At 49.1% G+C, this 22,598-nt stretch carries 20 protein-coding genes; 12 read left to right on the top strand and 8 right to left on the bottom strand.

Annotated features, from left to right (window positions below; genetic code table 11):
* The first annotated feature begins 156 nt into the window (after positions 1-156).
* Both BUB67_RS06860 and BUB67_RS06855 read left to right on the top strand, forming a co-directional pair.
* On the top strand, positions 157-1,404 hold the full coding sequence (locus BUB67_RS06860) for a CoB--CoM heterodisulfide reductase iron-sulfur subunit A family protein (protein WP_073237802.1): 1,248 nt from the start codon (positions 157-159) through the stop codon (positions 1,402-1,404).
* Between the two features lie 4 nt (positions 1,405-1,408).
* Positions 1,409-3,595 carry a hydrogenase iron-sulfur subunit gene (locus BUB67_RS06855; RefSeq protein WP_073237799.1) on the top strand — a complete coding sequence of 729 codons (2,187 nt, stop codon included), beginning with the start codon at positions 1,409-1,411 and terminating at the stop codon, positions 3,593-3,595.
* A gap of 302 nt (positions 3,596-3,897) precedes the next feature.
* Here BUB67_RS06855 and BUB67_RS16610 read toward each other — a convergent pair whose 3' ends face one another.
* Together BUB67_RS16610 and BUB67_RS06850 are read right to left on the bottom strand one after the other, a co-directional pair.
* A complete protein-coding gene (locus BUB67_RS16610; protein ID WP_200798140.1) occupies positions 3,898-4,050 on the bottom strand; it encodes a hypothetical protein in 153 nt (50 codons plus the stop codon).
* A 613-nt stretch (positions 4,051-4,663) separates the two neighbouring features.
* Positions 4,664-5,407, bottom strand: a complete 744-nt coding sequence (locus BUB67_RS06850) for a polysaccharide deacetylase family protein (RefSeq protein WP_073237796.1) — start codon at positions 5,405-5,407, stop codon at positions 4,664-4,666.
* A gap of 216 nt (positions 5,408-5,623) precedes the next feature.
* Here BUB67_RS06850 and BUB67_RS06845 point away from each other — a divergent pair, with 216 nt between their 5' ends.
* From BUB67_RS06845 to larAH6, 3 genes are all read left to right on the top strand, one after another.
* Positions 5,624-6,742, top strand: coding sequence for an HD-GYP domain-containing protein (locus BUB67_RS06845; protein WP_073237793.1), 1,119 nt, complete (start codon positions 5,624-5,626; stop codon positions 6,740-6,742).
* Between the two features lie 125 nt (positions 6,743-6,867).
* Positions 6,868-8,007 (top strand): S1C family serine protease, encoded by a 1,140-nt coding sequence (locus BUB67_RS06840; RefSeq protein WP_073237790.1) that lies wholly within the window; start codon positions 6,868-6,870, stop codon positions 8,005-8,007.
* Between the two features lie 65 nt (positions 8,008-8,072).
* Positions 8,073-9,347, top strand: coding sequence for a nickel-dependent malate racemase, LarAH6 family (gene larAH6 / locus BUB67_RS06835; RefSeq protein WP_073237787.1), 1,275 nt, complete (start codon positions 8,073-8,075; stop codon positions 9,345-9,347).
* On the opposite strand, the gene BUB67_RS06830 is transcribed toward larAH6, so the two are convergent.
* The 3 genes from BUB67_RS06830 to BUB67_RS06820 are packed head-to-tail and all read right to left on the bottom strand — an operon-like array spanning position 9,272 to position 12,263.
* Complete coding sequence (locus BUB67_RS06830; RefSeq protein ID WP_073237783.1) at positions 9,272-10,615, bottom strand: polysaccharide deacetylase family protein; 1,344 nt, start codon at positions 10,613-10,615, stop codon at positions 9,272-9,274. The genes larAH6 and BUB67_RS06830 overlap by 76 nt on opposite strands.
* A gap of 6 nt (positions 10,616-10,621) precedes the next feature.
* Positions 10,622-11,800: an MFS transporter gene (locus BUB67_RS06825; RefSeq protein WP_073237780.1), complete on the bottom strand. Its 1,179-nt coding sequence runs from the start codon at positions 11,798-11,800 to the stop codon at positions 10,622-10,624.
* A gap of 13 nt (positions 11,801-11,813) precedes the next feature.
* Entirely contained in the window at positions 11,814-12,263 is a 450-nt protein-coding gene (locus BUB67_RS06820; protein WP_073237777.1) for a divergent PAP2 family protein, read from the bottom strand.
* A gap of 225 nt (positions 12,264-12,488) precedes the next feature.
* Here BUB67_RS06820 and BUB67_RS06815 point away from each other — a divergent pair, with 225 nt between their 5' ends.
* From BUB67_RS06815 to BUB67_RS06795, 5 genes are all read left to right on the top strand, one after another.
* Positions 12,489-13,541 (top strand): glycosyl hydrolase family 18 protein, encoded by a 1,053-nt coding sequence (locus BUB67_RS06815; protein ID WP_073237774.1) that lies wholly within the window; start codon positions 12,489-12,491, stop codon positions 13,539-13,541.
* 349 nt (positions 13,542-13,890) lie between these two features.
* Positions 13,891-14,112, top strand: a complete 222-nt coding sequence (locus BUB67_RS06810) for a ferrous iron transport protein A (protein ID WP_073237770.1) — start codon at positions 13,891-13,893, stop codon at positions 14,110-14,112.
* Positions 14,113-14,139: 27 nt separating this feature from the next.
* Positions 14,140-16,080, top strand: coding sequence for a ferrous iron transport protein B (gene feoB, locus BUB67_RS06805; RefSeq protein WP_073237766.1), 1,941 nt, complete (start codon positions 14,140-14,142; stop codon positions 16,078-16,080).
* 40 nt (positions 16,081-16,120) lie between these two features.
* Positions 16,121-17,356: a D-alanyl-D-alanine carboxypeptidase family protein gene (locus BUB67_RS06800; RefSeq protein WP_084127664.1), complete on the top strand. Its 1,236-nt coding sequence runs from the start codon at positions 16,121-16,123 to the stop codon at positions 17,354-17,356.
* A 64-nt stretch (positions 17,357-17,420) separates the two neighbouring features.
* Complete coding sequence (locus tag BUB67_RS06795; protein WP_073237759.1) at positions 17,421-17,858, top strand: Fur family transcriptional regulator; 438 nt, start codon at positions 17,421-17,423, stop codon at positions 17,856-17,858.
* Positions 17,859-17,889: 31 nt separating this feature from the next.
* Here BUB67_RS06795 and BUB67_RS16375 read toward each other — a convergent pair whose 3' ends face one another.
* The 3 genes from BUB67_RS16375 to BUB67_RS06785 form a co-directional block, all read right to left on the bottom strand.
* A complete protein-coding gene (locus BUB67_RS16375; RefSeq protein ID WP_159431815.1) occupies positions 17,890-18,057 on the bottom strand; it encodes a hypothetical protein in 168 nt (55 codons plus the stop codon).
* Positions 18,057-20,042, bottom strand: coding sequence for a ferrous iron transport protein B (gene feoB / locus BUB67_RS06790; protein ID WP_073237754.1), 1,986 nt, complete (start codon positions 20,040-20,042; stop codon positions 18,057-18,059). The genes BUB67_RS16375 and feoB (BUB67_RS06790) overlap by 1 nt, the downstream gene beginning before the upstream one ends.
* Before the next feature lie 92 nt (positions 20,043-20,134).
* Entirely contained in the window at positions 20,135-20,353 is a 219-nt protein-coding gene (locus BUB67_RS06785) for a FeoA family protein (protein WP_073237751.1), read from the bottom strand.
* Between the two features lie 315 nt (positions 20,354-20,668).
* Between BUB67_RS06785 and BUB67_RS06780 the strand changes: the two genes are divergently transcribed.
* A complete protein-coding gene (locus BUB67_RS06780) occupies positions 20,669-22,258 on the top strand; it encodes a sigma 54-interacting transcriptional regulator (RefSeq protein WP_073237748.1) in 1,590 nt (529 codons plus the stop codon).
* Between the two features lie 132 nt (positions 22,259-22,390).
* A partial coding sequence (locus tag BUB67_RS06775; RefSeq protein ID WP_476588303.1) for a transposase occupies positions 22,391-22,598 on the top strand: 208 nt, incomplete at its 3' end.

Here is a 22,598-nt window from a genome sequence, read left to right as displayed (position 1 = left end):
TGCAACGCGCTTTAAGGGCCCGGAAATCCAGGTGTCCTCATGGCGCCTGGTTTTATGTTTTATTCCTGGCAGGGTATGCAAGTTTTTATATTTCTTGTAATTGTAATCACCTATCCAATGGCTTTTTAACCCACAACTGGACTAGGGAGTGAGAAAATGGCAAATAAAAGCATATTAGTGGTTGGTGGCGGTATCAGTGGTATTACCGCTGCTGTGGAAGCCGCCGAAGTGGGTTACGAGGTGTTCTTGGTAGAAAAGAACCCTTACCTGGGCGGTAAAGTTTCCCAAATTAACGAGTATTTCCCCAAACTGTGCCCACCGAACTGCGGTCTGGAAATTAACTTCCAGAGAATAAAGAAAAATCCTAAAATCAGAGTTATCACCATGGCCAAAGTTGAAAATATCTCCGGCCAGGAAGGTAACTTTGATGTTACCGTAAAGATCAATCCTCGTTATATTACTGACGGCTGCACCGGCTGCGGAAAATGCGCAGAGGTATGTCCGGTAGAAAGGGCAGATGATTTCAACTTTGGTCTGTCCAAAACGAAAGCTGTCTATTTGCCCCAGCCCTTTGCCTTCCCCATGAAATATGTTATTGACAGCACCGCCTGTAACGGCGCCTCCTGCGGCAAGTGCGCAGAAGTATGCGAATTTAAGGCTGTTGATCTGGCCATGGGCGCCAAAACAATGAAACTGAACGTTGGCGCAGTCATTTGGGCCACCGGTTGGGATTCCTATCCCGTAGAAAAGCTTGCTAACTACGGTAGCGGCACCGTGGCCAATGCCATCTCCAATCTTATGATGGAAAGACTGGCTGCTCTTACCGGACCCACTGCAGGTAAGATTGTACGTCCTTCTGACGGAAAAGAGCCTAAGAATATTGCCTTTGTTCAGTGTGCCGGCTCCCGCGATGAAAACCATCAAAAGGCCTGTTCTTCTGTTTGCTGTATGGCCACGCTGAAGCAAATCAGCTACGTTAAGAAACAGTACCCTGATGCTAAGGTAACCATTTATTATATGGATATCCGTGCTATGGGTAAGCACGAAGATTTCTATAACAAGATAAAAGAATATGACATCACCATGATTAAGGGTAAGCCTTCTGAAATTAAGGAAGATCCCGAAACCAAAGATGTTATTGTTCTGGCCGAAAACCAGATCACTCAGGAAATCACTGAGCTGAAGTACGATTTGGTAGTTCTGGCCACCGGTATGGCGCCTGCCACTGCCGTTGCCAAAGTTCCTGCTGCAGTTGCCTATGATGTAGATGGTTTTGTATTAAGCGGTTCTGTGCCTGGTATCTATGCTGCCGGTTGTGTGGCCAAGCCGGGCGATGTTGCATCCTCCGTACAAGGTGCCACAGCCGCTGTCATTAAAGCCATTCAATCTTCAGTGAGGGGGTAAGACAATGGCAAAAAAACTAGGATTTTTCCTTTGCACCGGTTGCGGCATTGGCGAAGCCCTCGATGCAGCGGCTTTAACCAAAGTAGCAGCCAAGGAATATAAAGTGCCGGTTTGCAAAGAACACAATTACCTTTGCTCTGCAGAAGGTGTTGACTTAATTAAAGCTGAAATTGAAGGACAAGGTCTGGACGGCGTAATTATTGCTGCCTGCTCCAGCCGTGTTAATGCTGATGTATTTAGATTCCCCGGTGTTTTCCTGGACCGTGTGAACCTTCGTGAACAGTGCATCTGGAGCCACGAACCTAATGACGAAGACACCCAAATGCTGGCCGAAGACCAAATTCGCATGGGCATTGAAAAAGTGAAGGCCGGCGAAGTTCCTACACCTTACCTGGGCGAAAATCTTTCCAAGGCCGTTCTGGTTGTAGGCGGTGGTCTGGCCGGGATGACTGCTGCTCTGGAGTCTGCTAAAGCCGGTTATCCTGTTGTGCTGGTAGAAAAAGAAGCTACCCTTGGCGGCTGGTTAAACAAGGTTTACAAAACCACGCCGATGGCTGCTCCCTTTACAACTCCTGAAGATCCTAATGTTGCCGGACGTATTGCTGAAATCGAAGCCAATGCTAACATTAAGGTCTATACCGGAGCTGTTATCGAGAAAATTGCCGGCGGCCCGGGTATGTTTGATGCCGAAATTAACCAGGGGGGCAATATAGTAGCTGAAAGAGTTGGCGCTATTATTCTGGCCACCGGATCTAAGGATAATGTTGCTCAACTGGACCATCTGGGCTATGGCAAGTACCCCAATGTTATTACCCATGCTCAATTTGAAGCAATGGCGAAGGCCGGTAATATTGGCGCTAAAAAGGTTGCCTTTATTCAGTGCGCCGGTTCCAGAGACCCCGAGCGTCTGCCCTATTGTTCCGCAGCTTGCTGCGTTGAAACCTTAAAGCAAACAATCATATTAAAAGAACTGGCCCCTGAGGCTATGGCCTATGTGTTCTACAAAGACATCCGTAGTTCCGGACAGTATGAACATTTCTACAAGGCTGCCCAGGAAACCGGCGCTGTATTTATAAAGGGTGATATCAAAGGTATTACCGAAGCCGGCGGCAAGCTGGTTGTTGAATCTGAAGACATCTTGCTGGGCGGCACTGCACGTGTGGAAGATATCGATCTGGTAGTTCTTGCCAACGGTATGATTCCTACCACCAAGGCTACGGAAGCTATTGTAGCTGCTGCCGGTGAGGGAGACGCTGCCGCTGAAGCTGCTGCTACCCAGGAAGCGGCAGAAAAGATTTTGAACCTGCAATACAGACAGGGTCCCGAACTGCCCAACTTGAAATATGGTTTCCCGGATTCTCACTTTATCTGCTTCCCCTATGAAACTCGCCGTACCGGCATTTATGCCTGCGGTAGTGTAAGGGCTCCCATGGATATGGCCAAGGCCGTTAGCGATGCCACCGGCGCTGCCTTAAAGGCCATCCAGTGCGTGGAAGCCACTGCCGGCGGGGCAGCCGTTCATCCCAGAAGCGGTGACCTGTCCTATCCTGAGTTTGCTTTACAGCGCTGCACCCAGTGCAAGAGATGTACTGAAGAGTGTCCCTTCGGCGCCATTAACGAAGATGCCAAGGGCAACCCGCTGCCCAACCCGACCCGCTGCAGAAGATGCGGTACCTGTATGGGCGCTTGCCCCGAGCGGATTATCTCCTTCAAGAACTACTCAGTGGGTATGATCGGTAACATGGTGAAGGCCGTAGAGGTTCCTGAAGAGGACGAAGAAAAACCGAGAATTCTCATCCTGGCCTGTGAAAACGACGCCATACCCGCCCTGGATATGGCCGGTATCAACCGTCTGAAGTACAACTCCTGGGTACGTATCGTTCCCGTAAGATGCCTTGGTTCCTTGAACCTGGTATGGGTTGCCGACTCCATGTCCAAGGGTTTTGACGGCGTACTGCTGCTGGGCTGCAAACACGGTGAGGACTATCAGTGCCACTTCATGAAGGGCTCTGAGCTGGCTGAAATCCGTCTTTCCAAGGTTTCCGAAACTCTGGACCGCCTTGGCTTGGAATCTGAACGAGTTCGTATGATCCAAATCAGTATTATGGATTATGCAGAACTGCCCAAGATCATTGACAAGTTCGCTGAAGATCTTGAGGAATTCGGTCCTAACCCGATGAAGGGTTTCTAATCCAAAATAAGTAAAGTAAAACCCCGCATCAGCGGGGTTTACTTTCTGTATCAGATAGTATAAGTTTTGGTTCGGCCTTTAGCCATTGGCCATTAACCTTTGGCTTTTATTTTGGGTAAGTCTTTCGGGTCGGTTTTTGGTTGTTGGTCTCTTAGGTATTTCTTTAGGATACCACAAAGTTTAAAGGCCAATAACCAATAACCAAAAGCCAATGGCTAAAGGTTAAAAGCTAATGGCCAAATATATTCACAAAGATACCTATGGTGTAGTTAATCAGGCAGCACAAGCACTTTGGTTATATGTTAATTAACTTCAGAGTTTTCTTGTTCTTCCCGGCCGATGGCAAAGAATTTTTTCATGATCTCCACGATGAGTTTACTGGTTTCAATCTCATCATGAACGTTGCATTTATCCATTTTTGCCTGGGCCCATGCGGCAAAATCATTCATTGTCATAACAAATCCCCCCACGATTATTATAGTCTCAGAAAACCGGAACCGGGACGCAAAAGGGAAACTCTTCCTGTACGTTGGTTGTCATCAGGTTGCCCTCAAAGCGGAACACCTCAAACCTGCAAGTGACAAATTGTTTAAGGATTTGATAACCGAGTAGGAGCAACACCCCCCCTGAAATTCTACTAAAAAAATTCCCCAAAACCCCTTGTCAATGCGCCACCTGAGTGCTACAATAATCGTGAAGGTAGTGACAACTAATGAATGTTGTCAAAGTGATTCATGTAACACTATATATTATGTTTTTACCAGGGCGCGCATAGCCTTGGCTATCTCTGTTTAGCTGGGAATTTTGCCTTGATACTAGCACAAACTCTTAATTATTACAACCCTTTTTGTGTTTTTTGTATACACAATTTTATACTGTTTATTATGACAAAACCAACCCCGTTTATTTGTGATAAACGGGGTTTTTCATGCTTTACGATGAAATGAGGCCTGACCATATTTTGGCCTTGTCGACAGAGAATTAGAATAATCAAAGCACGCTACCTGTATCAGGGGGATATCCTGTGCCCGAAGGGTATAAGGGAACCGGACTTACTGTGCGATCTTATTAATCCATCGGGTCATAGGACACCATATCTTCTTTGTGATCCCATTTTAACAATTGTGCTAATGGGACCACTGTATATCCTTTCTCCTTCAGACCATTGAGTAACAAAGGGAGGGCCTCGACGGTTTTCATTCTGTCAAGTCGGCCGTCATGCAGCAAGATAATATAGCCGGGTTTTACCTTTTTTAATACTCGATCGGCCATTTCTTCCGGCGTTGTGGCAGAACGGTTTTCTATGGTCACCGTCCAGAGAATTTCCTTCATGCCCAGGGAGGCAGCCGTTTTTTCAACATAATCTGTCGTCAGGCCCTTCGGGGAGCGAAAATACACAGGCACGGCGCCTGTTACATCAATAATGGTTTGATAGGCGCTTTCTATTTCGACAAAGGCTTCCTCCGGAGTCACATCGGTAAGCCTGGGGTGCGTCATGGTATGGTTGCCCACTTCATGGCCTTCTGCAACGATTTTTCTGGCAATTTCGGGATAGGCTTTTACATTATTGCCTACCATAAAAAAGGTGGCCGGCGCTTGATATTTCTTTAACGTATCAAGAATGGGAACGGTGTACCGGGGGTCCGGGCCGTCATCAAAGGTTAGAGCCACAATTTTATCGTCTGTTTCTTTTCGATAAATCGCTTTGCTTCCCAGAGCAACTTTAAGACCGGTGGGACCAATAACCGTTAAGCAAAATAAAACTGTGATAAAGGAGCCAAGGAGAATCTTTTTTGTTACCGAGAAGAACATAGACGCCCCCCCCTTTTATTTACTATATAATAACTGATTAATTCGAAAACCACCTTATCTTCACCTTTAAGAAAAAATTAATATTTTATCAAACATCAAACATATTTGCCAGGAAATAGCAAGATGGTGTGAAAAAATTTTAAATATGCAAAAAACAGAGGAATTTAAAGGAAAAAGTAGAATATTTTAACCAGCAACAACTGGCGGAGGTATATTATGCGGCGGGTGTCTCTACAACATGTAAAACCCGGCATGAAGGTCGGGCGCCCGGTTTTCAACAGTAACGGTCAAGTACTTTTGAATGCCGGGGTCATACTGAATGAAAGATACATTGCGCGCTTAAGGTTGCTGGGGATCCCGTCGTTATACATTGATGACGGCCTTCTGCCGGACATTCAAGTGGACGACGTAATATCTGATGAGACCCGGATAAAAGCCGTAAAACAAGTGAAAGACTTGCTAAAGACCCATTCCCTGTCACTGGGGAGTAACGTAAAGGAAATGGAAAGGGTTTACTCCACCATTAATGAAATTATTGACCAACTGTTGAACAACAACAAATTAATGGTAGAACTGATAGACATAAGATCCCTGGATGATTATGTGTTCGCTCATTCAGTCAATGTATGCGTTCTGGCGCTTATGACAGGAATTTTCCTGGGCTATGAACGCCCAAAACTGTTTCACTTGGGAATGGGCGCCTTACTACATGATATCGGTAAAATCCTTGTTCCCAAGGAGATTTTAAACAAACCGGGGCCGTTAACGGAAGAAGAATACAATATTGTAAAAAAACACCCTGAATACGGGCTGCAAATTCTCAGTAAAAATCCCCATGTGAGCAGTTTGTCCCGGCTGGTGGTTTACCAGCACCACGAACGTTACTGTGGTACAGGTTACCCTCAGGGATTAAAGGATTTAGAGATTCACGAGTTCGCCCAAATAACCGGCATGGTGGACATGTATGATGCCCTGACGGCGGACCGCGTTTACCGCAAAGCATTTCCACCCCATGAAGCCTATGAAATGATTGCCGGGGCAGGGGATTACCTGTTTTCTTATCATATTATTGAACCCTTTCTTGCCAATATTGCTGCTTATCCCGCAGGAACCGTTGTGGAACTGAGTTCAAGGGAAATTGCCGTGGTGGTGTGCACAACAAAAGGATTTTCTTTATATCCCCGGGTAAGATTATTGTATGACAAAGCGAGAAAACCGGTAACCGATTTGATTGAAATAGAACTGTCAGACTACCGTAACGTGGTGATCAGTCGTGTAGTGGATGAAATTGAATACCTGACAGGGGACCAGGAAATCGGAAATAAAACGCAATGAATAAAATCCTGGCCTGGCCGAGATTTTATTCTATACCGGAACTTTCCATATTCGCAGGAGATCGATGAATAGCAAATAAATCAGGCCTATCGTCAAAACTATAATAATAGTGGGAGGTCGAAAGAATGACGAGATGGAGAAACATTGCAGTTTTTACATTAGTCCTGGCTTTTTTATCCGGCATCATGTTTGCATCCGGGTGTACATTGATTAAAGACATCACACCAAAACAAAACACCGCACGTCAACAGGAGGGGGTGGCGGATGCCGGTGTTCCCGGCGTAGGGCCGGATACCATTGCCGATATCGTGGAAAAGGCGGGACCGGCCGTGGTCAAGATAAACACGGTGGTTGAGGTGGGAGGATATCCTAATCCTTTCTTTAATGACCCGTTTTTCCGCCAGTTTTTCGGTATCAGTCCGGAGCCTCAATACCAGAGTGGCCTTGGCTCGGGATTCATTATCTCAAAGGACGGCTATATTCTTACCAATGAACATGTCATTGAGGGCGCCCAAAGGATCAGCGTTCTGGTGAAAGGGTACAAAAAACCCTACCAGGCCAAACTGGTGGGCGCAGACCCTTCCCTTGATCTGGCAGTTCTCAAGATTGACGGCAACGACTTTCCCACGCTTCCTCTGGGTGATTCCAACCGGATCCGGGTAGGGAACTGGGTCATCGCCATTGGCAGTCCCTTTGGGCTGGAGGATACCGTAACCATCGGAGTTATCAGTGCCAAAGAGAGGCCCCTGGAAATTGATAACCGCACCTTTGAACATTTGCTGCAAACCGACGCGTCCATCAACCCGGGCAACAGCGGCGGGCCGTTACTCAATCTTAACGGTGAGGTTATCGGTATTAATACCGCCATCAATGCCCAAGCCCAGGGAATTGGTTTTGCCATCCCCACCAGTACCGTCAAAGCAGTTTTGGATGAATTAATTGAGCAGGGAAAAGTGAAAAGATCCTGGCTGGGTGTACAAATCCAGCCGGTGACCCCGGACATAGCCAATTATCTTAATTTCGAAGGATCTGGGGGCGCCGTCGTGTACGGGGTTGTGCCCGGCGGGCCGGCCCAAAGGGCGGGCATTAAACAAGGGGACATTATTTTAAGTATCGACGGCAGTAAGGTCGAAAGTCCCGATGATTTAATCAAACTCATACAGAAAAAGAAAGTGGGATCAAAGGTGGAAGTGGAAGTATTCCGCCAGGGTAAAACAATTAAGATTTCAGTGCAAACCGCTGAAAGGCCGGTTGAAGGAAGGTAACAACGGCAGGACACGACAAGTGTCCTGCCGTTGTTTTTGGACAAACTAAAGGTGGAGGTGTTCCCGTGGAAATACCGTTTCATTATGGTCACCAAACCGTACCTGTTCAAATAAAGGACCACAACATTGCCGGCATAGTTGGTTCTGGCTTACCGGCTGCCGCTAACCCCCGGGAAGAAATTGAAAAATCCCTTGGTAATCCCATAGCAAGTCCCCGCCTGCAGGAAATTGTCAAGAGAAAAGGACCCGGTTCCATTGTAATCCTGGTTACGGATGTGTCCAGACCCATTCCTTATCAGGAAATCTTAGAAGCAGTCCTGCGGGAAATCCTGGCAGGCGGCGTTAAAAAGGAACAAGTTCAGTTTATCATCGCCACCGGGGCCCACCGGCCGAATACCGAAACGGAAATCAAAGAGGTATTCGGAAGTCTGGCCGGTCAGTACCCTTTCCTTAATCACGATTGCGACAAAGACCTGGTCAACCTGGGTACGCTGACAGGCGGAGCTGAATTATATGTTAACAAACGGGTGGCCGAAGCCGATATGGTCATCACAACCGGATGCATCATGCCCCACAATCTGGCCGGTTTTTCCGGGGGACCAAAACTTATCCTACCTGGTGTTGCAGGAAGGAAAACCATAGAACAAAATCACCGGATGATGACCAATCAGGGGGTGGGGCCCGGTAAGATTATGAACAACCCCATTCATCACCAGATGCTGGAGGCGGCCGAGCGGTTGAGAGTGTACTTCGGTGTTAACGTGATTCTCAACGAACAAAATGATATAGTTAAATGTTTTGCCGGGGAGCTTACATCTTCTTGGTTGGAAGGGTGCAGGTACTGTCAGAGGATTTACCGTCAAACATTACCAACGCCGGAAGAAGTGGTGGTGGCCGGCGCCGGGGGATACCCCAGGGATTTAAACCTGTATCAGTCGGTGAAGGCTCTGATAAACGGCGCCAGGCTGGCAAAACCCGGTGGAACTGTTGTGTTGCTGGCCCGCTGCCAGGAAGGCATGGGCGAACCGGTGTTTCAACAGTGGGTGGAACAGGGGAAAAGGCCCGAAGATGTAGTGAAACGGTTTCAGGAGCAGGGATTTGTACTGGGGGGGCATAAAGCCTACGTTCTTTGCAACGTCTTAAAAAATAAAGAAGTGATCCTGATTTCCGATTTAGCCAAATCAAAAAATCCGGTACCACTTCTTAAAAATGCCGAGGACTGGGCAACGGCAGAAAAAATGATTATTGAGAAACACGGGCCTGATTACCGGGCATTGATGGTTCCCTTTGCCGGCCTGGTGTTTCCGCTTTCGGACCAGGAGACGCCGTCCGATAAATAGCGTTTCAACAGTTCCTGTCTGGATATCACCACCTTTTTGGGGACCAGTTTATTCCACTGGCGCCGCAGGTGGGAAAGACCGCCGGGGTGTAGCAGGAACAGCAGCCAGCGCTGGTACCAGGCCACAATGGAACGAATACCGGGGGTCAGATCGTATACAGAGAACCCCAGTTGGGAAGTTCCCCTGTGAATCATGGTAATACCGATCAAGGCTTTAATTCCCTGGTAAGTGGGGTCCTGCGAAACCGCCTTGGCCAGGAGGGGGAGCGAACGTCTGGTTTCCCGCAGCAGCATAATGCCTATCAGTTCCAGTGAACGGGCCGTTGCAGTGATCCTTTGCAGAAACTCATTGTTGAAATGAAGTTCCCCCACCTTATCTCCGGGGAGCAGTAAAGTACCGTCGGGTAATTCCATCTGTTGGCCCCGGTAATTCCGCACCGCTAGGCGAAACAGGTTGCTTTCCTGCCCGCCAACGGGTTTTAGACCCGCCAGGCGGTCAAAACAAAACTCCCATACCTGCCAAAGACCGCGCAGGCATTTTTTCAATATTGCCGCATCCTGACAGAGCATGAATTCATCCAGGCTGACGGGCCGGAGACCTTTCAGCTGCAGGGACTCCAGGATTTTCGGCAGGGCTTCCACCATTTTGGCAGGGCCGTCGTCCGCAGCGCCCGGCTTGGTGCAGCGATCATGAAAAACAATGACGGCACCGGCTTTTATTTTGCGGTTCACAATATCATGGATGCGGTCCGGGGATGAACGGGGATGCCAATCCCAGCTCATTAAAGACCAAAGTACTGTCCGCTGCCGGGCCAACAACAGATATAAATAGGTGAAAAGATTAAATACCCCCCAGGAAGGACGGAAAAAAAGGGGGACTTTACCGGTAATGCCTTCTATGGTTTTTATCCCTTTTCTTATTTCCTGAATGGCAGACAAAGGGTTCTGCAGCCAAACAAAACGATGGTTGTAACCGTGCGTGCCCAGACTGTGACCTTCCGCCATGATTCGCTTGACCAGATGGGGGTGTTGTTCAGCATGCCGACCCACCAGAAAAAAACTGGCCCTCACCTGGTATTTTTTTAGAATATCCAGCACCTGAGGAGTATAGCGGGGATCAGGGCCATCGTCAAAGGTTAGGGCAACCATGCCCGATTTTTTACTGCCCCGGTAGAGCGCCCCCAGGTGCAGTGTACGGCCCAAAATCGTTGGCAGCAGCATGTAGAGGAAAATGACGAGGCCAGCGAGTTTAAAAATGTTGAAGGACATTTTTTATCACTCCTGGTTGCTTAAAGTCCGGTCAAAGGGATGGCAAAGATAAAAGAAACCCATGCCGGCCAGGATAAAAGCGCTCAGGTAAATGGCTCCCGTTGGGTGGAGCCAGACGGAGATAACACCGCCCAGCACGGGGCCTGTGGCAATGCCCAGACCCTCCAGGGTGGTGAAGATCCCCCAGCCGGTGGCCTGTTGTTCCGGCGGTATGGCCCTGGCCAGCAGCGAATTCCAGGCGGGTAAGACAATGGCGTAGGAAAGCCCGACCAGGATCGCCAGGAGCATGATCACAGGCAATTTTTTGGTTAATGGAAAAAGGGACAAAAATAAAGCGCTTAACAAAAAGCCAGTGGTCAAAACTTTTTTTAACGGCAATCGGTCCACCAGTTTACCCATCGGCACCAAAAAAAGAACGGTGGCAGCTCCCCCCGCCGTTAATAACCAACCGTACTGCCGGGAGGACAATCCTAAAACCCCGGTGGCATATAAAGGGAGGATGGGCAGCAGCAAACTTGCCGCCGTGGTCTGCAAAAACATCCCGGGCAGTAAAACCTTGATCACCATGGGATCTGCGGCCAGTTTTTTCAACTGGTCCGAAAGAGAAATCTTTATACAACCGGTCTTGGCTTGCAAGGGAATCAGCAGTCCTATGGCCAGGCAGAGGGCCCAAACAATAATCAGGAGTTGGAATGCCGTGCGAAAGCCGGCGGGTAAAACAAAATTAATAGCCACTGGTCCGGCCCCGGCCCCCAGCAGCCAGGCCGAGAAAACAGCGCCCATTCTGGCTGCCCGGTCAGGATGGTCAATGGGGGCCACCCTGCTGATAACAGCTAACCACACCGGTGCGAAACCCAGACCGAACAGGCCCGCCAGAACCACCATCACCCACGCTTCCCGCCGGTAATAGAACCCCAGCAGGGACAACAAACTCAACAGCAACCCCCCCAGCAGCACCGGTTTTCCCCGGCGGTCCAATTGGCAGCCCACAGCCGTTTTAAAAATTGTTTCGGTAAGGTAATGGGCAGACACAACCATGCCGGCGCTTGCCACGGAAGTATTTAAAAAATTCACGGCATAAAGGGGCCAGAAGGTAAGGAAAAAGGCGCTTCTGGTCAATTCTGTCAGAAACAGTAATAGAATTAAGACAAAATCCTGCCGGGATAAAAGGTTCGATTTTAACAATGCATTCTTCCCCTTAAAAAACCACCGCGGCCATCATAACGCCAATCAAAGCGCCCACCGCCACTTCAGAGGGCGTATGACCGATCAATTCCTTTAATGCCTTGACGTTTTGCTGCCCGTCCTGGCGACCCATCTCTTCCAGAATCTGGTTTAATATTTTGGCATGAATCCCCGCGGCCCGGCGAACTCCCATGGCATCATACATCACGATCACAGAAAAAATCGCTGTAATGGTAAAAAGAGAGGAAGACCAACCGTAGCTCAGCCCGGCGGCTGTGGCCAGGGCTGTCACCATGGCCGAGTGTGAGCTGGGCATGCCGCCGGCTTCAAAAAATCTTTCCCAGTGCAACTTTTTATTTTTCAGACTTTCCAGCAGCCCTTTTAGAAGTTGGGCTGTCAAAAAAGCCGTGAGGGGTGCAAAAAGGATTTTATTTAAATATAACCAGTAATATAGTTCAGACAAACATATTCACCTCTTAACGAGACTTGGATCCCTGTTAAATTACTATTCTCTGTGCTTGTTGTAAATCCTTGCTGGCAGTGAATAATCAGAACTTGTTGTCAATAAGCGACATTGGCGTATCAAATTATTGACACCGCTGGAAAAATTATTGGTCTTCATGAGAATTTGTCTTCCTGTTACAATTTTTAGAGGGACCAGGGCTAAAAATTAAAAGCAGGAGGTACTATGATTAAAAGAAGATGGACAACCCTTGGATTCCTGTTTCTTTACCTTGTCACCTTTAACTTTATGTTTTTTCCCGCACCGGCCGGCGCCGGACAGCCCAGACCCATCGTCATGGGCTATTATGCAAAGGACTGGTACACCGATAACGAATCCTATAACTCCCTGGTCAACTATCACAGCTACCTGGACTATGTAGCGACCTTCACCGCCCGCATCAACAGCAACGGACGGTTGATTGTTGACTTTCCGCCCTCGGAAGGAATCAGCCTGGCCAAAAAGAAGGGTGTTAAGCCCCTGTTAGTGGTACATAACATGTACAACGGGATGGATGTTGCCTCAGCCTCGGCAGTACTGGGGGACCCCCAAAAAAGGTGGCAGCTGGCTGTCAATATTGCCTCGTTAGTTAAAGAATATGGCTATGCCGGGGTCAATATTGATTTGGAGGCGGTGCCCACCTGGAATAGAAACGATTATAACAAGTTTTTATGGGAATTAAAGGGTCTGCTCAAACCCGGGGGATATCTTCTGACAGCAGCCATTCCGGCAAAAAACAGCCACCAGTGGAACAACAATTGGTCCGGCGCCTATGATTACAAGGAAATCGGACGGGTATGCGACTACGTAATGCTGATGACCTATGATGAGCACTGGTTTGGCGGGCAGCCCGGTCCCATTGCGTCTTTACCCTGGGTGCAAAGCGTACTGGACTATGCCGTCAGTCAAATGCCCTCGAATAAAATTATTTTAGGCCTGGCCGCCTATGGCTACGATTGGTCCTACAGTAAAAACCGTTCTGTTAAGTGGAAGGATGTTAACGCACTGGTCCGGCAAACCGGAGCGGCGGTCCGCTGGGACAACGCCAGCAGTTCCCCTTATTTTTACTACTGGAAGGGCTCTGAAAAGCACGAAGTTTGGTTTGAAAATAAGTACAGTCTGGGCATTAAATTAGGTCTGCTAAAATCCTACAAGCTGGGCGGCGTAGGGATATGGCGAATGGGATTTGAAGATCATACTTTTTGGAACACCCTACATAATAAACATAAACTGAGATAATAGCTTGTGGGAGGCTGAGGGCCTCCCTAGCTTTTTGCAGTACCTTCTTGATTTCTGGTAACCGCCAGCAGGTAGATTTCCTGATCAATTTTGGCATTTCATTTAATTGGGTCTGGGCTTTGTTTAAGGCTTTGATCTGCTCCTCTGCTCCTCTGATAAAGGCGCAATCTCCAGCCCCTCTGTGTTGATATCCACCATCAATGTCTCCCTCCTTTGCTGACTATTGTTCCCCTGGCATCATAAAATAAACAAAAAACCTTGCCTTGGCCAATGGCTGCAATTATAATAAAATTGACACTGATAACCATTATCTTTTAATAGTTTGGCCGGGTTTGGAGGGAATTGCGGCATGACACTGGATAAATGCAAAAGAGGACAAAAAATTAAAATCCTGAACATTCCCAATGAAGTAATCAGGTCACAGGCTATCCGGTTTGGTATTTTCGAGGGAACCGTCGTTACCTGTGAAGAGGTGGTTCCGGCGGGGCCGGTGGTGGTTGGCATGTGCAAACAGCAAATTGCTATCGGCCGTGAACTGGCAAAAAGCATTGCGGTTCAACCGGTTAATTAGAAAAAGGTTTCACGAGGTTATTCATAGATGGTAAACAAACATTACCAGCAAGAGGGTGTCACCGGAAAAAACATTGTTCTGGTGGGCAACCCCAATGTAGGAAAATCAGTGTTTTTTAATTATCTGACCGGGCGCTACACAGATGTGGCAAATTTCCCGGGCACCACCACAAATGTAATATGCGGACGCTGCGGCCAGGATGCCGTCACTGACACCCCGGGGATTTATGGTGTATCCTCATTTAATGAGGAAGAAAAAATTGCCCGGGATATTGTTTTGCATGGGGATATTCTGGTAAATATTGTTGATGCAGTTCATTTGGAAAGGGACTTGTTTTTGACCCAGCAGCTTATCGACACGGGGCTGCCGGTGCTGGTGGTTTTAAATATGATGGACGAAGCTCAGCAGCAGGGAATTAAAATCGACATCCGGGTACTGAGCGAACTTCTGGGCGTACCGGTGATTGCTACGGTGGCGGTTGAGGGAAAAGGGATGGACCAACTGAAAGAAGCCATCTGCCGGGCCCGGGCAGGCCGCAGGCTGCCGCCGGTGCAGGAAAAAATGGCAGGTCTACCCGCGGATATACCGGATCCCGAAAAACTGCTGATTTTAGAAGGGGACCCGGTTGTTTCTGCCAGGCACGGCATGGCCCCGGGAGGAGACCGGGAGCTGATCTACGGCGCTAGGCGCCGGTGGGTCAACGAACTGGTGGCGATGTCGGTTAAGGAAACCAGCCGCAAGGAGGTCTGGAGCACGGTTCTCAGCCGCTGGATGATCCAGCCCCTTACCGGCATTCCTTTATTAATCCTGACTCTGTGGGCTCTTTACCAACTGGTGGGGGTGTTTGTGGCACAAACCGTGGTCGGTTTTACCGAGGAAATTTTAATGGGCCAGTATTTCCAGCCCGCGGTGAAAGCCTTGGTGGGCCGTATGGTGGCGCCGGAATCGGCCTTCAATCAGATACTTGTGGGAAATTTCGGTGTCATTACCATGACGGTAACCTACCTGCTGGGCCTTTTATTTCCCCTGGTGCTGGGTTTTAATCTGGTGCTGGCCTTGTTGGAAGACAGCGGTTATTTGCCGCGGATCGCCACCCTGCTGGATCGTGTTTTGACGTCCTTTGGATTAAACGGTCAGGCGGTGATACCCCTGGTCCTGGGATTTGGCTGTGTAACCATGGCCCTGATGTCAACCCGCCTGCTGGGGTCCGAACGGGAGCGCCGTATTGCCACCATCATTCTGGCGCTAACCGTGCCCTGCTCCGCCCAGCTGGCCATTATCGCCACCATGCTGGCGGGGCTGGGGCCAGGCTATGCAATAGTTTACGGGCTGATTATTGTCAGTGTGTTTATGGCCGGCGGGTTGTTGTTAAACCGATTTGTGTCCGGGCAGTCCACCTCCCTCTGGATTGATTTGCCACCCCTCAGGTTGCCCAAACCGGGCAATGTTTTAAAGAAAAGCTGGATGAAAAGCTATGAATTTATCACGGAGGCAGCGCCCCTGTTTGCCCTAGGCGCCCTCTGCCTGGGTCTCCTTGAGGTTTCAGGCGCCTTGAACGCCATTGAAAATGCCCTGGTTCCTCTTACCGTAAACTGGCTTGGTTTACCCAAGGAAGCGGCCGGCGGTTTCATTATGGGAGTTATTCGCCGGGAATTCGGTACGGCAAGTTTATTTTCATTCCCCATGTCGGATGTGCAGAAAATGGTGGCCTTGACCACCATTACCCTGTTCGTACCCTGCATTGCTTCGGCCATGGTGATCTATAAAGAAAGGGGCTGGAAGGAAGGTACGGCTATTTGGCTGGGTATCATGATGGTGGCCTTTTTCATCGGAGGACTGATTAACCAGCTGCTCAACCTTTTTACCACCACCCTGCCGGCAGCCTCCCCGCTAACCATGTTAGCCGGCGTCATCATACTGGGTTTGGCTTTTCTACTGGGCATTCATTGGCTTAAACCCGCAAAATAGCGCAGGAAACCCTTTAAGCATAGTCTACACAGGTGATGTTGTGTTAAGAAAATTAATCAACGTTGTTGTGATATTTTTTTCTTTCTGTAGTTTTATCCCCGGCGCCTGGGCCGGGGAACCGGAGATTGTCGGGGAAACCGCAGCCCTCATGGATGCCCGGACCGGGCAGCTGTTGTACGGCAAGGAAGAACACAAAAGAATGTTCCCGGCAAGCACCACCAAGGTTTTGACGGCACTGGTGGCCCTGGAGCGGGCCAGGCTTGATGATGTGGTGACCATCGGGGCCAATCCCATTACCGCCGGGGGTACATCCATGTGGTTCGTGGAGGGGGAGCGGCTGACCATGGAAGAGCTCCTTTATGCCCTGATGTTAAACTCGGCCAACGATGCCGGGGTGGCCATTGCGGAACATATCGCCGGGTCGGTGGAAAATTTTGCGGAGCTCTGCAACAAAAGGGCAAAAGAAATAGGAGCCAGGGACACCCATTTTACCAATCCCCACGGGATGCCCGACGAAAATCACTATTCCACCGCCTACGACCTGGCTTTGATCGGTCGCGAGGCTATGAAAAACAAAGATTTTAGGAAAATTGTTTCGACGGTTCACCATGAGGTTCCCAGGACGGATCCGGAAGCTCAAAAGTATTTGTTTAACCACAACAAACTGCTATGGAGCAAAATTTACGGCTACAAAGGCGCCACCGGCATTAAAACCGGTTACACCGTGCAGGCCGGCCAGTGCATTATCGCTTCGGCCGAAAGAGAGGGACGGGAATTAATTGCCGTGGTTTTGCGCAGTGAAGGAAGCAATCTGTGGAGCGACGCGGCCCGGTTACTGGACTACGGCTTTGCCAACTTCACCAACCGCCAACTGGTTTACCATGGCAAAGTAATGGACAACCTGCCTGTGAAGTACGGCAAAAGCAACGTAGACCTGGTGGCCGACCAGGACTTTTTCTACACCTTCCCCAGGCAGGGAGCCAACGAGGTACAGATTTCCACGGAAACCGTCAAAGAAATTACAGCCCCGGTGACCAAAGGACAGGTCCTGGGGGCAGTGGTCATTGGGAGCGGTAATAAAGAACTGGGCAGAGTCAATTTGGTGGCAGCCGCGGATGTTCAACGGGATTGGCTGGCCCTGTGCAAAGCCTTTTTCACCTGGACTGTTCCGCCGCTGCTGGTCCTCCTTTGGATCAGGCGGCGAGTGGTTCTTAACAGGAAAAGGAGGAAAAGAGCAGCCCGGCGCCGGCAATACTACGGTTACGGCAGTGAATAAGTACATTGACACCCAAAATAAAAAACAATATACTGGAAAAAAGTAGCTTGGGTGGTGTTTTTGTTTGAAAAAGATTATAAACCAGGTTGGAGAAAAACTGAGGGCCAAAGAATATAAATTAACCCCCCAACGGCAGCAGATTTTAGAAGTGATGCTGGAGAATAAGGATAAACATCTTAGCGCTGAGGACGTTTATAATCTTGTTAAAAGGAAGGCGCCGGATGTAGGGCTGGCCACTGTTTACCGGACCCTGGAGTTGTTCCTGGAGCATGAGATTATCCACAGCGTAGATTTTGGCGACGGACGTAAACGCTATGAATACGGAGATAACAGTGACAGGCATCACCACCATCATGCCATCTGCCTTAAATGCGGTAAGATTTTGGAAATAAACGAGGATTTGCTGGAAGAGCTGGAAAAACAGGTGGCCAGGGATTATAACTTTGTTGTCACAGATCATGAATTGAAGATTTTCGGGCACTGTGGAGAGTGTAAACAGTAGGAAAGGGGCTGCTAGAGGCAGTCCCTTTGTCTTATCTATTGTTCGCTTTCCCGTTGTTGCATTTTGTGCAGCTGCCGGAACAGCCGCCGGGGATGGGTTCCCGGCACCTGGGACAAACCAAGGTCAGCATTTCAACAGGGCAGTTGCAGCGGGGGCAGATTTTTAGCCCACAACATGGATTTTTGTCTGTTTGCTTCATCAGGCTGCCCCCTTTGAACTGGGATTACGGTGTACACCTTGTTTTTTGAAGAGTCTTACAGCGATTACCACCAGGACGGCCAAACCCAATACAGATACGGCAACCGTAAACACTTGTGCCGGGCTGGACACTCCCAGCAGGTTTGACAGTTGAGCTATGACACCGCCGATGAGGAAGGCAATCACCCAGGTGCTGAGCCACATCAGGGCCGCTTCCTTCTTGGTGCGTTCCTTAAATATCACCAGGATGGAGGCGATGCAAGGAACAAACAGGGTGATGGTAATTAAGGCAACCACTGTCTGAATAGGGGTAAGTGTCATATCCGCCAGGCCCGCTGCGCCGAAATCTCTTCGCACAACTCCCATAATGAAAGCGGTGGCAGCTTCCTTGGGCAAACCAAGCCAGCCAACGGTCAGGGGAGCTAGGGCATTTTGCAGCAGGGTAAGAATACCGGTAACATGGAAAATACTGATCAACAGGGCGCCTAGGGCAAACAACGGGAAAGCTTCCTTTAAGAACTGGTACGATTTAATGAAGGTCTTGGTTAGAACATTGTCGACCCTGGGGAACCGCAAGGGCGGTAAATCAATTAACAGGTCGGAGGACCGGCCGGATAACAAAGAATTCATTAAAGTACCCACCACCACCAGAATCGCCAGGATCACCAGAGTATAAAGGGCGACAAATTCAGGGCCCACCGCAGCCAGCATGCCGGCAATGACACCCAGCTGGGCGGAACAAGGGATGGCCAAACCCAGGAGAAAGATGGCAATACGCCTTTCCCGCTCAGATCCCAGCAGGCGGGTGGTAATGGTGGCCATGGTTACGCAACCCAGGCCGAGAATTAAAGGAATCACCGCCCGGCCGTTCAATCCGATGCCGGTTAACACTCTGTCCACCAGGGTGGCCAGACGGGGCAGGTAACCGGAATCCTCAAACAGGGACAGGAAGAAGTAAAACCCTACCACCAGGGGCATCAATAATCCCAGAACATAGGTGAAGGTCATGGTCAACAGGCCGAATTCCCCGATTAAAATAGTTCCCAGGGTGGAACCTTCACTGATAAACCTCCCGACGAAGGAGCGCACAGCAGGTTCATATTTACCGATCATAATGGTTTCTTCGGTCAGCCCTACCACCGTACCGGCAACAAACACGCCAATAATTTGATACATGGCATAAAGGGCCAGCAGCAGAATGGGTATTCCGGTCAGGGGTTTCATCATCATGCGGCTGAGGGCGTTACCAAAGGCAGCTGATTTGCTGATCTCCTTCACCACATGATGCACCAGCTGGTTTACCCGCTGCCGCCGCTGCAGATAGATTTCTTCCCGCCGGTTCATAGGTGCCAGCCCGTGCCTGGCAGCTACAGCATCATCCCCTTCCAGAATCAGCAGGGCTTCGCCGCGGCTGCCCACCCGGTTTACCAACTCATCCAAATCCTTTTGCAGGGCAGGATCGGAATGACCCTGCCGGGCCTGCCAGATATTTTGCTTTACTTCTTCTAAACCCTGTTTTTTAACAGCCACCGTGGGAATGACCGGCACCCCCAGCAACTGGCTCAGCAGGGCAGCATCAATTTTAATTCCCTGTCTTGCAGCCTCATCCACCATGTTCAGGGCCACGATCACCGGAACTCCCGTGTCGATTACTTGTTGGGTCAGGAACAAATCCCTCTCCAAATAGACGGCGTTCACAACATTGATGACAACGTCTGCTGACAAAATAACATCCCGGGCGACCCTTTCTTCGTCGTTAAAGGAAGAAATGCCATAAACCCCGGGAGTGTCGATAATAACATCACCTTGATAACGGCCGTGGGAAATCTCCAGCGTGGTGCCGGGGTAATTGGAAACATCCACATACACGCCGGTTAGATAATTGAAGAATACCGATTTTCCGGCGTTGGGGTTTCCCACCAAGACAATGCGCCGGGCCCCCTCGGGAATATCTATCTTGATACTGCATCCGTGGCAGTGGGACATAAACTTCACTCCTTCTTTAGTTGATGCATGGTACATCCATTGACATTCAGAAATTGATGAACCGGGTCCTTTGCCCCGGAATGCCTGCTATTCTAGCTCAGACTGATGTCAATTTCCTTTGCCAGTTGCCTGCCAAGGGCAATCTGCTGGCGGTTCTTACGGATAACGATGGGTCCCGCAGGAACAACTTCTTCGCAGGTGAGCCACTCACCCTCGGTAATACCGAAACGAATGGCTTGAGCCCGCACGGCTTCATTGGGAATATGGTTGATTTTAAAGTATTGCCCTCTTTTCACGCGGTCCAGAGTCATACAAAACACCCCTTTACTTGAATATGAAAATCATTATCAGTAGCAAAGCAAAGTAATAGCATCATTTTAGATGATAATGCCATTGAAAACTTATTCTACTGAATATGATATGCCAATGAATCGATGAAAATGATTATCAATATCTGTTTTTAGTATATTCTTTAGCCGATGGGATGTCAATCTCTTCATGGAAAAATTAATAATTTCGCAAGACCGCCGATAAGTAACCCTGGAAAAATGATCTTGCTGTTTCCTGAAGGATGAGGGAGAGGAGTGTAGAATTGTTAAAGGATCATGCCATCGGAGGTGCTGCTGTTGGAGACCTTGCGCCTGCGCATCGAATTTAAAGACCGGGTAGGAATTGTCTATGATGTTTCCCAGGTGGTATCACCTAAAAATATCAATATTATATCCCTGCAGGTATTACCCAACAACATGTACCTGGAAATTGAGGCTTTGGAAGAGCGGGAAGCAGCAGCCCTGCAGCGGGAACTCAAAGCGATTCCCGGCGTTAAACAGGTGGAACCCATTGAAGTGATGCCCCACGAGGAAAGGGAAAGACAGCTCAAGGCTGTACTGGATTCGGTCAGCGACGGCATTATCGCGGTGGACCGCAAGGGGCATATTACCGTCTTTAACCCCGCCTGTGAGAAAATTCTCCTAATCTCAGCCGAAAAAGCTCTGGGCAGGGATGTGGCGGAAGTGGTTTCTATGGATATTCCCATGATTAACAGTTTAAAAAACGGCGAAGGCTATGACCATAAAGAAATTATGATTACCACGCCCCGGGGCAGGCATCACTATTTGAGCACCGGCAGGCCCATTAAGGATCAAGCGGGCAGAGTCATTGGTATGGTGGCAGCCCTCAAAGATATGTCCCAGGTGCGTGACCTGGTTTATTCTGTAACCAAACCGTCCATGATAACCTTTGAAGACATTATTTACGGCAGCGAAGCCATGGAACGGGTGGTGGCCATGGCCAAACGGGTGGCCCGCAGTGATTCCACCGTTATGATCAGGGGAGAAAGCGGGACGGGCAAAGAATTGTTTGCCAGGGCCATCCACATGGAAAGTTTGCGCAGAAACAAGCCCTTTGTGCCCTTGAACTGTGCGGCTCTGCCGGATTCTTTGTTGGAAAGTGAACTTTTTGGCTATGCCGACGGGGCTTTTACCGGGGCAAAAAAAGGGGGCAAGCAGGGGCTCTTTGAATTTGCCCATGAAGGGACCCTGTTTTTGGATGAAATCGGCGAACTGTCTCCGCATCTCCAGGCAAAACTTCTCCGGGTATTACAGGACGGCAAGGTAAGACGACTGGGGGACCGCCATGAAACTCCCGTCAATGTCAGGGTGATTGCCGCCACCAATAGAAATCTAGAGGAAATGATGGCCCGGGGTGATTTCAGAGAGGACCTTTATTATCGTTTAAATGTGTTTCCCATCCGGTTGCCCCCCCTGCGCGAGCGGCCGGAGGACATTCCTTTCCTGGTCCATCACTTTTTAAAGAAATATGCCTCCCAGCCCAATAAAGAAGTTTCCGGCATCTCTGCCGGGGCCTTGCGGATATTGACCAAAAACCGCTGGACAGGCAATGTCCGTGAATTGGCGAATGTCATTGAACGAGCCGTCAACCTGGTGGAAAGCGGGGAAATCCGACCGGAACACATTATTTTGGATGATGAACGCTTTAGCTTGGCCGGGCATTTTCCGGCCAATGAAGAATTCAGCAGTTCCAGCTTGAAAGAAGCAGCGGCCCGGGCCGAACTGGATACCCTGCAGCTGGCCCTCAAAACCCACGGCAGCGCCCGCAAAGCAGCCAGGGCCCTGGGTGTTTCCCACACAACCATCTTAAATAAGATGCGGCGCTTTGGTCTGCAGGTTTCTCATAAAAAACAAAATAAAAAGTAGAAGCAACGCCGTCAGGCGTTGCTTCAGACTGTCGACAAAGTAAATGTCGGCAGTCTTTTTTTGTGTCAAGACCCAAAGATGGACAATTTTCCAGTAAAATAGAAATAGAAAAAATATTGTGGGGCGATTGACATGTTAAAGAAGAAAAATCGGGCAATAACTAACCAGGTGGAATTTGTAAGCATCAGTGATTTAGTACCTAAAGATCATCTTTTAAGGGCTGTAGAAGAAAGCATTGATTTTGATTTTATATATGATGAAGTAAAAGACCTATATAGTGAAAATATCGGAAGACCAAGTATTGACCCAGTGGTACTAATTAAATTGCTTATGCTCCAAG

It is taken from the genome of Desulforamulus putei DSM 12395, assembly GCF_900129195.1.
GTDB lineage: Bacteria > Bacillota > Desulfotomaculia > Desulfotomaculales > Desulfotomaculaceae > Desulfotomaculum > Desulfotomaculum putei.
This window is presented reverse-complemented; position numbering and strand designations above follow the sequence as displayed.

Bases quoted from the DNA above. Each gene is read 5' to 3' on its own strand.
- BUB67_RS06810 (WP_073237770.1), top strand. From the start codon at position 13,891: ATGACACTGGATAAATGCAAAAGAGGACAAAAAATTAAAATCCTGAAC.
- BUB67_RS16610 (WP_200798140.1), bottom strand. From the start codon at position 4,050: ATGACAATGAATGATTTTGCCGCATGGGCCCAGGCAAAAATGGATAAA.
- BUB67_RS06845 (WP_073237793.1), top strand. From the start codon at position 5,624: ATGCGGCGGGTGTCTCTACAACATGTAAAACCCGGCATGAAGGTCGGG.
- BUB67_RS06855 (WP_073237799.1), top strand. From the start codon at position 1,409: ATGGCAAAAAAACTAGGATTTTTCCTTTGCACCGGTTGCGGCATTGGC.
- BUB67_RS06840 (WP_073237790.1), top strand. From the start codon at position 6,868: ATGACGAGATGGAGAAACATTGCAGTTTTTACATTAGTCCTGGCTTTT.
- BUB67_RS06860 (WP_073237802.1), top strand. From the start codon at position 157: ATGGCAAATAAAAGCATATTAGTGGTTGGTGGCGGTATCAGTGGTATT.
- BUB67_RS06815 (WP_073237774.1), top strand. From the start codon at position 12,489: ATGATTAAAAGAAGATGGACAACCCTTGGATTCCTGTTTCTTTACCTT.
- BUB67_RS16375 (WP_159431815.1), bottom strand. From the start codon at position 18,057: ATGAAGCAAACAGACAAAAATCCATGTTGTGGGCTAAAAATCTGCCCC.
- BUB67_RS06850 (WP_073237796.1), bottom strand. From the start codon at position 5,407: ATGTTCTTCTCGGTAACAAAAAAGATTCTCCTTGGCTCCTTTATCACA.
- feoB (WP_073237766.1), top strand. From the start codon at position 14,140: ATGGTAAACAAACATTACCAGCAAGAGGGTGTCACCGGAAAAAACATT.
- BUB67_RS06785 (WP_073237751.1), bottom strand. From the start codon at position 20,353: ATGACTCTGGACCGCGTGAAAAGAGGGCAATACTTTAAAATCAACCAT.
- BUB67_RS06830 (WP_073237783.1), bottom strand. From the start codon at position 10,615: ATGTCCTTCAACATTTTTAAACTCGCTGGCCTCGTCATTTTCCTCTAC.
- feoB (WP_073237754.1), bottom strand. From the start codon at position 20,042: ATGTCCCACTGCCACGGATGCAGTATCAAGATAGATATTCCCGAGGGG.